This is a genomic window from Putridiphycobacter roseus (assembly GCF_003234935.1).
GTDB lineage: Bacteria > Bacteroidota > Bacteroidia > Flavobacteriales_D > Crocinitomicaceae > Putridiphycobacter > Putridiphycobacter roseus.
This window is the reverse complement of the sequence record NZ_QKSB01000002.1, coordinates 244,376-257,631: the sequence shown is the minus strand read 5'-3', so window position 1 is coordinate 257,631 and position 13,256 is coordinate 244,376. Positions and strand designations below refer to the sequence as shown.

Annotated in this window: 12 protein-coding genes; 2 read left to right on the top strand and 10 right to left on the bottom strand. The window is 32.3% G+C overall.

From position 1 onward, the window contains the following. The first annotated feature begins 71 nt into the window (after positions 1–71). Positions 72–1,655 carry a sensor histidine kinase gene (locus tag DNU06_RS04925; RefSeq protein ID WP_111062115.1) on the top strand — a complete coding sequence of 528 codons (1,584 nt, stop codon included), beginning with the start codon at positions 72–74 and terminating at the stop codon, positions 1,653–1,655. Then, positions 1,639–2,328, top strand: a complete 690-nt coding sequence (locus DNU06_RS04920; protein ID WP_111062114.1) for a response regulator transcription factor — start codon at positions 1,639–1,641, stop codon at positions 2,326–2,328. The genes DNU06_RS04925 and DNU06_RS04920 overlap by 17 nt, the downstream gene beginning before the upstream one ends. Positions 2,329–2,416: 88 nt before the next feature. Here DNU06_RS04920 and DNU06_RS04915 read toward each other — a convergent pair whose 3' ends face one another. The 10 genes from DNU06_RS04915 to DNU06_RS04870 all read right to left on the bottom strand — a co-directional run bounded on the left by DNU06_RS04915 (position 2,417) and on the right by DNU06_RS04870 (position 13,229). Then, a complete protein-coding gene (locus DNU06_RS04915; protein ID WP_111062113.1) occupies positions 2,417–3,130 on the bottom strand; it encodes a hypothetical protein in 714 nt (237 codons plus the stop codon). Positions 3,131–3,156: 26 nt separating this feature from the next. After that, positions 3,157–4,254, bottom strand: coding sequence for an Rv1355c family protein (locus DNU06_RS04910; protein WP_111062112.1), 1,098 nt, complete (start codon positions 4,252–4,254; stop codon positions 3,157–3,159). A 537-nt stretch (positions 4,255–4,791) separates the two neighbouring features. Continuing rightward, positions 4,792–5,757, bottom strand: coding sequence for an alpha/beta hydrolase (locus DNU06_RS04905; protein WP_111062111.1), 966 nt, complete (start codon positions 5,755–5,757; stop codon positions 4,792–4,794). Positions 5,758–5,946: 189 nt separating this feature from the next. Further along, positions 5,947–7,110 carry an endonuclease/exonuclease/phosphatase family protein gene (locus tag DNU06_RS04900; protein ID WP_111062110.1) on the bottom strand — a complete coding sequence of 388 codons (1,164 nt, stop codon included), beginning with the start codon at positions 7,108–7,110 and terminating at the stop codon, positions 5,947–5,949. Between the two features lie 78 nt (positions 7,111–7,188). Further along, the gene (locus tag DNU06_RS04895) at positions 7,189–7,377 is read right to left on the bottom strand and encodes an Arc family DNA binding domain-containing protein (protein WP_111062109.1); all 189 of its coding nucleotides are present in this window, start codon (positions 7,375–7,377) and stop codon (positions 7,189–7,191) included. A gap of 3 nt (positions 7,378–7,380) precedes the next feature. Further along, the gene (locus tag DNU06_RS04890) at positions 7,381–8,235 is read right to left on the bottom strand and encodes an SPFH domain-containing protein (RefSeq protein ID WP_111062108.1); all 855 of its coding nucleotides are present in this window, start codon (positions 8,233–8,235) and stop codon (positions 7,381–7,383) included. Between the two features lie 208 nt (positions 8,236–8,443). Further along, positions 8,444–8,659, bottom strand: a complete 216-nt coding sequence (locus tag DNU06_RS04885) for a helix-turn-helix domain-containing protein (RefSeq protein WP_111062107.1) — start codon at positions 8,657–8,659, stop codon at positions 8,444–8,446. Positions 8,660–8,662: 3 nt separating this feature from the next. Next, positions 8,663–9,160 carry a DUF2975 domain-containing protein gene (locus tag DNU06_RS04880; protein WP_111062106.1) on the bottom strand — a complete coding sequence of 166 codons (498 nt, stop codon included), beginning with the start codon at positions 9,158–9,160 and terminating at the stop codon, positions 8,663–8,665. Between the two features lie 139 nt (positions 9,161–9,299). After that, positions 9,300–10,976 carry a SpoIIE family protein phosphatase gene (locus DNU06_RS04875; RefSeq protein ID WP_111062105.1) on the bottom strand — a complete coding sequence of 559 codons (1,677 nt, stop codon included), beginning with the start codon at positions 10,974–10,976 and terminating at the stop codon, positions 9,300–9,302. Positions 10,977–11,174: 198 nt separating this feature from the next. Then, positions 11,175–13,229: a PAS domain S-box protein gene (locus DNU06_RS04870; RefSeq protein ID WP_111062104.1), complete on the bottom strand. Its 2,055-nt coding sequence runs from the start codon at positions 13,227–13,229 to the stop codon at positions 11,175–11,177. Between the last annotated feature and the right edge of the window lie 27 nt (positions 13,230–13,256).

Here is a 13,256-nt window from a genome sequence, read left to right as displayed (position 1 = left end):
ATGCATTGAGTATATTTGAAAAATTAACGCCAAGCCCTATTAAAACAAGACTAAAAATAATTATTGTACTCATGTCAGTTTCACTGATTGGGTTACTGTTTCTCCAATTTTTTTGGATAAAAAATGTACTACATACCCGAAAAGATCATTTTGAGTCTACGGTTCAAAAAGCAATTGGTTCTGTTTTACAGGATTTAGATAAAATTGAAAAAAAGGTTTTTACCTCAGGGTTAAAAAAGAGTAAAGGAAACTCTGTTTTTTTGGAAAGTAATAAGCTAGACTTTAGTAGTTTAATTGGTGATGAAAGTACTATAAGTATAGGAGATACAATAATAAATTCGGGGGATGAAAAAACGGATTATATTGTGGTAACAGGTTCTGCAGTCGATAGTGCTACAGGAATTATTGCCGAACATAAAATTGTAACCCGTAGTCTAAATGATTTGTTAGAGTTTCCTAAAAAAGGAGATTTGTTGGGAATCCATGATTCTACTTTTTGTTTTCCGGTCAAATACGGGAATGCCTATGAGCAAAACTTATTGGTAAAGTCACGTTACTTAAACGAAGTAATGCTGAAAATGTTTACCACTAATTTGTTTGATGATATTACTACTAGATTAAATTTGAAAATTCTAGATACGCTAATTACTTCAAGGTTGAAGTCGAATATGATTGACACGAATTTTGTTTTTAATGTTGTAGATAAGGCAGGGAAGTCAGTGAATTTTTCTGGAGAATCTGAAAATTATAACCACCAATTAAAAGGATCTTTGTTTACCTATAAATTATTTCCGAGTGATTTTGTCAGTTCAGGGTATAAATTAATTATTAATTTCCCCAATAAACAACACTTTTTAGCCAAACAAATGTGGCCGAGTTTAATGGCCTCTATATTGCTCATTCTGATAGTTGTTATTGCTTTTTATTCTGCGGTCTCTACGATTTTTAGACAGAAAAAAGTTTCGGAAATTAAAAATGATTTTATCAGTAACATGACCCATGAATTAAAGACGCCAATCTCAACAATTTCTTTAGCTTGTGAAGCCATTGAAGATCCGGATGTTGCTAAAAATAGTGAATCATTAACTGGCTTTATCCAAATGATTAGTGCTGAAAATAAACGATTAGGTAAATTGGTTGAAAAAGTATTGCAAACCTCATTGATTGAAAAGGGAAGTTTAAAGATCCAAAAAGAAATACAACCTATCCATACCATAGTGCAAGACGCCATTAAAGCATTCAAAATACAATTCCAACGTCAAGGCGGTACTATTGAAGAGGGATGCTTAGATGAAGTATTTATGGCGGTAGATAAAGTGCATTTTTCAAATGTTATTATTAACTTGCTGGATAATGCTTTAAAGTATTCAAATTCTTCACCCTATGCTAGAATTGATTTGATTAAAACGAGTGATGGGATGAAATTATCTATATCTGATAAAGGAATTGGCATTAAGAAAGAAGAACAAAAAAGAATATTTGATAAGCTTTACCGTGTTTCAACCGGAGATGTGCATGATGTAAAGGGGTTCGGTTTAGGACTCGATTACGTAAAGTCAATTGTAACATTACATGGCGGGACAGTTTGTGTAAAAAGTGAATTTGGTAAAGGATCAACATTTAAAATTGAATTAAAAGATGAACGAAAAAATTAAAATATTACTGGCCGAAGATGATTCGAATTTAGGAAATTTATTGTCTACCTTTTTAAAAGCAAAAAACTTTGACGTTACCTTATGTATTAATGGTGAGATAGCATTAGAACGCTTTAAAAGTCAGGTGTATGATTTTGTGATATTAGATGTGATGATGCCAATAATGGATGGCTTTTCTGTTGCAAAAGAAATTAGAGAAACGGACCAAGAAACACCTATTTTATTCTTGACTGCTAAGTCTATGCAAGACGATAAATTAAAAGGTTTTTCAAGTGGAGCAGACGATTACATGACAAAGCCTTTTAATATGGAAGAGCTGGTGGCAAGAATCAATGCGGTGTTGAAAAGAACTTATAAAGACGGTAATAAAAAACAAACCGAATACGAAATAGGAGATATTAAATTTGATTATACCCGTCAAATTATTACCATTAATGGCGAAGTGCAAAAGTTGACAACTAAGGAAAATGAATTATTCTATATTTTAATCAGAAATAAAGATGAGATATTAGATCGTAATGCTGCTTTAAGACATGTATGGGGAGATGATAATTATTTCAATGGAAGAAGTATGGATGTTTACATTACAAAATTGAGAAAACACATTAAGTCATCTGCGCATGTTGAAATATTAAACGTGCATGGTAAAGGGTTTAAATTACTAGAAAAGTAATTTAAAAAGCAACGAATAGCCTTTTTTGAGGTATAAAAAAACCAACTTTAAGTTATCTTAAAGTTGGTTTTTTAATTTAAAGATAAACTTATGCTTTTACTAACTCTTTAATTGATTCGTTGTATTCAAAGACTTGAATAGCTTGATTTAAATCAAAATTTAAGTCGTTTTCTAAATCGTGAATTAAATTATATACTTTAGTTTGTACATTAATGTCTGCATTTTCAGGGTAATTTGGTGTCATTGAAAGTACGGTAGATGGAAATTTTTCTTCTGGGTAAGGAAAATCTCCTGCATTACCAACGGTTTCCTCAGTCGTGAATCCCATTTTTCTAGCTACTTTATAAGTGTGCTTTCCAACAAATGAAACCAATGTATTAATGTTTAGTTGGGCCGAAATGGCAATTGCAGAAATAACCAATTGTTCGGTTATTGCAAAACTTAAACGGCCACGTTGATTGTTCCATAAACCACTAATTTCAGCTGTTAATCCTTCCTCTCGATAATAATTTGCCAAGTGACTTAAGTTGCTGTCTAAATGGGCAACAGCACGTTCTACTGGTAGTACATCTTCCGAATTCGAAATATGAATTCTTGTACCACCTAACAATTCATTTGTTTCCTTATTTCTAGCCGTGATTAAATAAATTTTTTCATCATGCATCCATTTATTACCTGAACTTTTTATCTTATCTGCATCCAAATAACTTATTTTAGACAAGGATTCTTTGTGATAAAAATCATATTCTAAACACAATTCATTGTTTTCTGTTGCTTTAAAAGTTTTAATCTCTACGTTCATAATTACGGGGTTTGATTTATTTATATTTATTTATTTTTTACAATGCTTTCCATGTCCACAAAATATCTTCCAGATTCTGTAAAGAACCCAAGGCACATTCTTCTAACAGAATCGGTAACTACACCACCGCCTAAAGCAACTGCTGAAGCTAATTGTGGCCATGTACGTAAAGTTTTACCAACTTCGTTTAGTGAGCTTTTTGCTCGGGGAGAAATAGTATCTGGAGAGACAATTGCCATTACATAAGGTAATTTCTCTTTATTTGTTTTTAAACTGGCTAATTTTTCTAAACTCAAATCTTCTACTAAACCATGTAATATTGGTCTATCATTTTCCAGGTCAAATCTTTCCACGTCTAATAATCCTCTATCACTGGTCTCCATCACTACTGGAATTTTTAAATCTCTAGCTGCAAAACGAGCTTTAATTTTAATATCCAAACTGTCGCATTCATCTACCAATACATCCAAATTTCCACCGTTGGTTAAAAAATCATTTAGGTTGTCATCTGTGATACCATCTGTAAAGCATTTCAAGTTTAAAAAAGGATCTAACTCCATAATCTCTCTTGCGATAGCAACTACTTTTGAAACACCTATGTTATGTACACCAGTTCTTATTCTATTTAAATTCGACAAGTCTAAGCTGTCAAAATCAGCAATTCTTAGTTCACCAAATGTTCTTTCCATTGCCATAGTAACAGCAACTGCCGAACCCACGGAAAGACCAATTAAGCCTATCTTTTTCTGTGCTAATATTTCACGTTCTTCTAAGGTTATTTTATTTTGATTCCTATTGGTTCTAAGTGTAATAAATTCTTGCTCAGGCACTATATGTACGAGTCTATTTGACCAAGGATAATATACCCAAACACCATAGTCGTCAATGGAGAATTCGCCTAAATAATCACTCACAGCATTTGTAGTGTCATTGTGATCGTATTGATCTATGGGGTTAATGATTTCAATAAGCTCGCTAATTTGACTAAGTATAGAATCAAAAATTTGCACTTTTGGATTACTCATTAATAGATCAAGCTCTGCTTTATCCGTTTTGCTGGTTGGGTTTAAAATGGTGGGTTTCCAGTTCAAGGACTTTTGAACTAAAGTTTGTCGAGGATTCATATTTTGTTAATTTTAGTTATAAATATATATTTATTAGGTTTATATTCATGTGAGTAAGGAATTATGTTAATAACAGTAATTTGTTACTAGCATCTTAAGATTTTAGGTGAAGCATAGCGTTTACTGGTGCTCTTTGCCTAAAAGTTTAGTTTTTCTCCCTGGTTTAAATGGTACATTAATACCATCTAAAACTCATATTGGGTTTAATTTAAGAATAATTATGAAAACATATGGGTTGCTTACTTGATATTCAGTAGCTAAGCTCGTTTAATTAAAAACAGATTTAAGAGGCAATGTTAATTATGAAACATTGCTTTTTCTTGTTTCTAACAAGGACAAAATGGGCGGGATAGTTTGGTGTATGCCTATGTTTTATTTTGTAGGCAGAATGTAAAGAAGAAGAAGGAGGGGAGCTTTGCTACCATTTAAAGTCTTTTTTTTATCCAAAAAAGATTATGTATTAGTGGCAAGCTGCAGCTGTAGTTACGACGATTTAAGACCTGTAGTTGCTTTGTGCTTGTCGGGAAAAACTAATTTTTATTTATTTACAGTCTGCTTTAGCCAGTTGAATAATTGAAAATATACATTTTTACGGACGTTTTTGGGAGATAATACCAGGTCGTGAAGCGCATTTTCTACGGAAATAATTTGAATTTCCCCCTTAATTTTTAACGCATTTTTTTGAATGTGTTTTACATTTAATATCGCATCTCCTTCAAACATTTTATCCGACCATTTCTTGCAATGAACAGATTGTTTTGAATGCATGATTAAAGCGGGGATGTTTAGCGTTGTGCCTTGTTGAATAGGTACTTGTGCTTGATGAATGGCATGGATAAAGCCAAGGTTTACTTTTGGAGCCCTATCTGGTTTCCAAGTCTTGTTATATTGCCATTCTCCATGGTCGTTATGGTGTAAACTTTGTCCATACAATTTTGAAAAACCACCACTTATTTTTATGTCAGGGAAGTGTTTGCCTATTTTTGAAAGTAATGGAATGCCGACTTTACGTATAAGATAAGACTCGTTAAAATCAAAAAAAGGGCTGTTTAAAAATACCTGTTTTACTAATGGGTGATTTTTATTTCTCGATAGGTAATCCATAACAATTAAACCACCTGTAGAGTGCCCGGTAAGTAGAACTTGTTGTATGCCTTCAGATTTCATTTGTGCGAAAGCAGCATTCAAATCCGCATCATATTCTTTTAATTCTCTTACGTTATTTAGTTTTTGATGGGGTAAGTAAGAACGCCCATATTTTCTGAGGTCTATGGCATAAAAATGGTATCCTTTATCATTAAATGATTTGGCCATTTCTGTTTGGAAAAAATAATCGTTTAAACCATGAATATAAAGAATTGCTTTATTACTTGGTAAAGCTTTTCTGCGTATTAAAGTACTTACTACACTGCCTTCGTAGTCACTTTTTTGTGGCATGATGAGCGATTCAAATCCATCACCAAGTATATCTGCAGAATAATATGTGGCTGTTAATGGTATCATAGGTTATTTGAAATATACGCTAATTTTTTGAAATAATCTAATTGTTTTATACTTGATTTAAGAACAACAGAATATTTTTAATGGTAAAGAACCATGTATGCTACAGCATGGTTTTCTGAAATATGGCAATACTTTTTGATGTGATTGTAGGAATAACGATTGCTGTTTCTAAAATGGCTATTTTATTAACTATTCATGTTGAATGTTAATGCTAAAGGTTTTAATTTCTAATTCATTTTGAATAATAAGCAGGTAAGTGCCATTTACTATATTACTGGTATTTATTATAGAATGAAAGTCATTGATGTTTTGTACCGCACATATTTTTCCGGTTAAATTCATTATGGTTACCCTTGCTTGGCTATTTTTAAACGCTGCTTCAATATTTAATAAGGCATCAGCAGGGTTGGGGTAAATCGAATATGCAGGAATAGCTTTCTCTTCTTGTACTGTATTTAAATAGGTTGCTTGTATATTTAATTTTAAAGCAACTGGCCGGTGATCCGATAGGATGGCATCATAACTAGAAAATCCATTGTTGAGGTAATCGTCAATTCGAATAGTTTCAATGCTTGAACCATTTGCCGAAAAGTCATTAAATAATGGTTTAGTTATTAAAATATGATCGATATGGGAAGGCCAGGCTGGGTACGACCAATTACTAGGGACAGAATTAGCGATAAAATCATCTGCAAATAGGTATTGGGTGGGCTGGTTTAGAAAAGGCAGAAATACGTTGTCCGCAGGTAGATCTGTAATTTCATCATTTAAGTCGCCGAGTAAAATAACATTGGTGTTTGTAAAATTAGTCGCTATGTAGTTTTCTAATAAAGTGTTCGCTTGAAATCTTCTATTTTCTTCGTCACTGTCATCATTGTTGTTTAAATAGCCATCTCCACAGCATTTTAAGTGGTTGTTGATGATTGCGAAATTTTGATTTTTATAAGTAAATTCAAGTACTTGTGGGGCTCGCGGAAATGCACTCCAATAGGGGAAACTTGAATAAATTTCGTATGCACTGTTGATACTGATCGTGCTTGTGTTGTAAATCAACGCTAAGCCTGGAAAATAGGATGACTGTATAAAAGTTTGATAAGTGGACAGTTGATTGACCATGTTTTTGAAAGTAACACTGTCGTCTATTTCTTGGCAAGCAATGATGTCTATGTCAAGTGCTTTTAAAATAACCAATACTGAGTCGGCAGTAGTTTGACCGTATTTAGGAAACCACTCCATATTCCAGGTCATCACATCTAACGTACTGTCTGTCCCAAAACTTAATTGATTTAAATGCTGTTGTTGTCCTAAAATAACATAAGGAAACACAATTAATGCAAGTATAAATGTCTTCATTTGTACTATAAAAATACAATGAATTTTTGAGGTAGTTACACTTTTTATAAGATGAGGAGCTAAAGCGGGGAGAGGAAGTTAAACTTCTTCTGTCCCCGTTTCCGTACTTTTTCTTTTAGATTTAAGCCTTTTATTGTCCTTTAAACTTTTTGAAATCATCCACTCCAATTGTCCATTGACACTACGAAATTCATCATCCGCCCATTTTTCAACAAGCTTGAAGATTTCAGGGTCTATTCTCAATACAAAGGATTTCTTTTTAGCCACAATTTATCCATTTAAGCTTCCTGTGTTAATTACAGGAGTTACTTCTTTATCACTGCACAAAACTACCATTAAATTACTAATCATAGATGCTTTTTTGTCATCATCAAATTCAATAATATCTTCCTCTTTTAATTGGTCCAAGGCATCTTGAACCATTCCCACAGCACCTTCTACAATTTTTTTTCTTGCAGCAACTATGGCTACAGCTTGTTGCCTTTTTAACATGGAACTTGCAATTTCAGGAGCATAAGCCAAATAGCCAATTCTAGCCTCCATTACCTCAATGCCAGCAATGGCAAGTCTTTCTGTTATCTCGTTTTCTAATGCTTCGTTTACTTCATCCATTCCCGACCTTAAAGTTAGTTCTGCTACTGCTGCATCAAAATTATCGTATGGATATGAGCCTGCTAATTTTCTAACCGCAGCATCTGTTTGAACCCTAACAAATTCTTGGTAATTATCTACATCAAAAGCAGATTTAAAAGTGTCCTGTACTTTCCATACCAAAATAACATTGATCATAATGGGGTTACCAACTTTATCATTTACTTTCACTCTTTCACTGTCAAAATTTCTTGCCCTTAATGAAAAACTTTCTCTGCTGTAAAATGGATTTGCCCAAAAGAACCCATTGTCTCTTACTGTCCCTTTATAGTCGCCAAAAAGCACTAATACTTTAGATCCGTTGGGGTTTACGGTGAAAAAACCTTTAACTATCAACGCAATAAAAACAAAAAGGATTAAAAAAATTGGATTTTTTGTCAAAGCCATGCCGACAACAAGGGTGATGATTAATAGAACTAAGAGTACTAAATAAGTATAACCACTACTTGCTTTAATATTGTTTTCTGATTTCATAATGATATTATTTTGATATCACAATGATAATGAAAAATTGTCATGTTTGCAAAGTTTTTAGGCATTGATATTTTTATATTGTATCAATAAAATACTGGTATACCCTAAACTTTACCGATAAAGTTAGGTTTCAGTATAAATCAAAATGTAGTGGTATAGCGTTAGGATTAGGTACAATGAAATAGGTCAATGCCTACTGGTGTATAGTTTATTCAGTTGAATCACATACGAATTCGAGTAAATCACCTGGTTGACATTCTAGGGCTTCGCATATTGCGGCTAAAGTAGAAAAGCGTATGGCTTTTGCTTTGCCAGATTTTAATACAGACAGGTTAGCAGTAGTGATACCAATAAGGCTTGCCAATTCTTTACTTCTCATTTTGCGTTTAGCAAGCATCACGTCTAGGTTAATTATTATAGCCATTATTTATACGGTTAATTCATTTTCCTCCTTGTAGCTTTTTGCTAATCTTATAGATTTTGATTGTATTAAAAAGAACAAGCCAATTATCATTAAAAACATAGGAATGATAAAAGTAAGGTCATAACTAAAAATTAGTTTTCCATTAAATAAGTGGTTTACGCCATTTGCAAGAAGCAAAGCAGTTGTAATTATCCCTGTCGCTAAAAAATGATTTCCAGTATTTTTAAATTGTTTTATAATCTCCATAGAGAAAAAGTCATTTGTAGCTAGTAGGCGTGACACTTTTCTCAAATAATTTAGTCCCATCATAAACACAATGTATGCAAATAGGCCAATCAAAATGATGGTCCAGTGGAAGCTATTTAGTGGTGGTAAACTTGTTGCTGTTTCATTTGGAGAAATGATTCCAATGGTGATAAAAAATAAAATTGCGATTAAACCTAAAAAATGTAGAAAGTATAAAATATCGACTAATGACTTAAGGAGGGTGATTTTTTTCATGATATATGGTTTAGCAAGCAAATCTAGTAAAATTATTGTTAAACGATAATAAAATACTGTAAATAGATATTTTTATTATTACTTATCGCACATTTTTTGCTGTTGAAAATAGTAATTGAAGACAATAAATGTTTGATTTTTAATCTATTCTTATGCCTAAAAAAGTCACATCATCTATTTGTTCATAGTCATTTTTCCATGCCTTAAACTCTTCCTCTAATCGCTTAGAGATTTGTTTCATTGGAAGATGCTTGTTATCTAAAAGTAATTGATGTAGCCTTTTTTTCGAGTATTTCTTGTTGCGTTCACCACCAAACTGGTCGGTATATCCATCCGTAAATAGAAAAACACAGTCTCCTTTTTCTATATCAATGATATGGTTGATAAATGGTTTTGGATTTCGGGTATAACCAACATGCTGTCTGTCTCCTTTGTATTCTATTATGCGGTTGTCTCTAATGATTACACAGGAGATGTAAGCACCTGCAAAATAAAGTTGATTTTTGGCTTTGTTTAAGACGCAAAAAGCAATGTCCATACCATCATTGATGATTTGTTCTTCATGAGCGCATAAAAATGCAATCAATCTATTTCTTACAAAATCAAGCGCCTCGGCTGGTGAATTGACTTCAGTTCTAGAAAAAGATTCTCGGACTAAAACATTACACATTAAACTTAATACTGCCCCAGGAACACCATGTCCAGTGCAGTCACCGACGATTAAAGTGGGCAGTGATAATCCTTCATTTGTCCTAATTTGATCCACCACATAAAAGTCACCACTCACAATGTTTTTTGGGTTGAAAAAGATAAATGAATCAGGTACTATTTTTAATAAACGCTCGCTACTTGGTAGAACAGCATCTTGTAAATTTTTCGCATATTGAATACTAGAACTAATTTCTTCGTTTTGTAAGTCTATCACTTCTTGTGCTAATTTAAAGCCTGTAATGTCCCTGCAAATACCAGAATTTAAGACCAACTCACCATGTTTGTTTAAAATGGGAAACGATTTTTCGTTAATCCATTTGATTTCATCATTGCTTATGATTCTGAAGTCAATATCGTATGCAATACCATTTTTTAAGTTTTTTTGAGCATTGGTGGTTAGGATTAAGTCTTCAGGGTGAATTAATGTATCAATAAAGTTATTGTTCTCATAAAATGAATTTCTACTCGCACCTAATATATTGTTACAGTTTGGGCTAATGTATTCATATTTATTTTTTTCTATGTTGAAAAGGTAGAAAACATCATTTAGAGTTTCTGTAATTTGACGCAGAGTTTTTTCCTCTTTGCTCAATTTCAAAGAAAGCTGTTTTTTGTCATTAATATCCCGTACAATCCCGTAAAATCCATCAATTTGTTTGGGATTATCTTTATTGAAAATTGAAGTTACTTTTTGACCAACCCAAAGCGTACTGCCATCTTTTCTTTTGATCATTAATTCGTGTTGGGATTGTTTCAAGCCTTTTTCAAAATGGTCAGAAAATGCTTTTTCAATCCTTTTAACATGTGACTTTTCAATTATGTCTTGAAATTTTGTACCTAAAATCTCCTCTTTTCGGTAGCCAGTTATACTTTCAACCGTGTCGTTTAAATAGGTAAATTCACCTTGAATGTTTGCACTGTAAATGATATCACTCACCGTTTCAATCATGTGTTCAAATTGATTTTTTTCGCTTTGTAAAACAGTAATTTTAGTGCTTAATTTTTGTTGTTTTTTAAATGAAATAATTAAACGAAAAGCAAGTGTTATAACTAGCAGTATTAGCACTATTAAAATTAATTCTATGGTTGAATTAGCTAGTTCCATTTATACTTTAATGCAAAGGTTAAAAATTAATGCACTAATCCAAATAGAATTAGGCGGGGTGATTGACAAATATAATAAAATGTAATATATTAGTAAAGGTCGTTTCTTAATATTATTAGTATGTAGAGATGGCGCTAGTGTCGTTTTTTAATACCATTTTTTTTCTAATTCGAAAATAGAGGTAGTGTAATTAGCGCATTAATTAAAACGAAAACCCATGATGGTCACATCATCAATTTGTTCAAAATCACCTTTCCAGATCATAAATTCTTCTTCCAGTAATTTATTTATTTCTGCCATGGACAAATGGCTTTTTTTAATTAAGAATTGATGTAGTCTTTTCTTAGAATATTTTTTATTTTTTTCTCCACCAAATTGGTCCATAAATCCATCTGTGTATAAGAAAATGCAATCTCCTTTTTCAATGTCAATTACATGGTTTGAAAAAGGTTTAGGATTGTCCATATATCCAATATGTTGTCTGTTTCCTTTGTGTTCTATGGCTTCATTTCCCCTTACGATTATACAAGAAATATTTGCGCCAGCAAAGTACAGTTTACTGTTTACTTGGTCTAATACGGAGAAAGCAATATCCATGCCGTCTTGTATAATCTTTTCTTGTTGAGAGCCTAAAAAAGCAATCAGTCTCTTTCTTATAAAATCGAGTGCTTCGGCAGGTGTGTTTACTTCAACTCTTGTAAAAGATTCTCTTACCAACACATTGCACATTAAACTCAGTACTGCGCCTGGAACACCATGCCCGGTGCAGTCTCCTACAATTAATGTAAGTAATTCGTTTCCTTCATTGGTATTTATTTTATCGACTACAAAAAAGTCGCCACTCACTATGGCTTTGGGTTTAAATAATACAAAAGCATCCGCAATAAAACTAGCGACTCTTTTTTCGCTTGGTAAAACGGCTTCTTGTATGCTTTTAGCATATTGAATACTTAATCCAATTTCTATATTTTGATCATGAATAATATTTTGAGCTTGTTTTAAATCTGTAATATCTCGACAAATGCCTGAATTGGCGACTACTTTTCCTGCATCATCTAAAATAGGAAATGACTTTTCATTGATCCATTTAGTCTCTTCATTAACAGTAATTCGGTAATCAATACTATATGGTATTCCAGATTCTACTATTTTATGAGCAGCTAACAACTTTTTTTCATCTAACTCATGCACGAATAATTTTGGGTAACGCTGATGGGTGTAAAAGAAATCTTTATTTGCACCTAAAATACTCTCACAATTGGCACTGATGTATTCGTACTTTTTATCTTGCATATTATAGAGATAAAAAACATCATTTATAGTCTCTGTTATTTGCCTTAAGGTATTCTCTTGTTTGGTTAATCTTATTTCCGCTTCTTTTTGTTTTGTGATGTCTCTTAAAAAAGACTGAATACTGTAAACTTTTCCATTTTGTTGCGTAATGGTTACGGATCCTTCTACCGTGATTTTTTGGCCTGCCTTTGTTTGCAAGTTATAAACTGTAATGCCTTCAAATTTACCCTTTTCAATCACTGTTTCTAAAAATTCAGTACAATGCGCGTGACTATCTGGATGAATAACCGAAAAATAATTTAAATCCTTTAATTCACTTTCTGTATAGCCTAGTTTTTGTAGCCAAGAGTTATTGGCATATAATACTTCTCCATCTGTATCTATGCTATGTATTAATTCAGATGAATTATCAAACAATTCTCTGTATTTTATTTCACTTTCAGATAATAATAATTCAGCTAATTTTCGGTCATTAATATCCCTTACTACACCATAAAAACCAATAATTTTAGTCGGATCATCTGCACTGAATTTAGAAGTAACTTGTTGGCCTACCCATATGATATTGCCATCTTTTTTTTTGATTTGAAATTCAAGATAAGATTGTTTTAAATTCTGTGCAAAATGATTGTAATAAGATTTTTGAACATGTGCCACATGGTCTTTGTGAATTAATTCTTGAAATCTACGTCCTATATTCTCCTCTTTTGTATATCCTAGTAAAAGCGTTGCGTAATGATTGTAATAGGTAAATAAACCTTTATCGTCTGCTATGTAAATGATGTCATTGACACTGTCTAATAGTTTTTCAAATTGAATTTTTTCAGCTTGAATTCGTTGATACGCGAAAGATTTATTTTTAAGTCTTTTATTAACTACATTTAAACGTATTAATAACAGGATGATTAACGTTATTAAAAATAGAATACTAATGGTGAAAATTAATTTTTCTGGGTCCATTGTTTTTTGCAGCTTTTATTCGTTGTT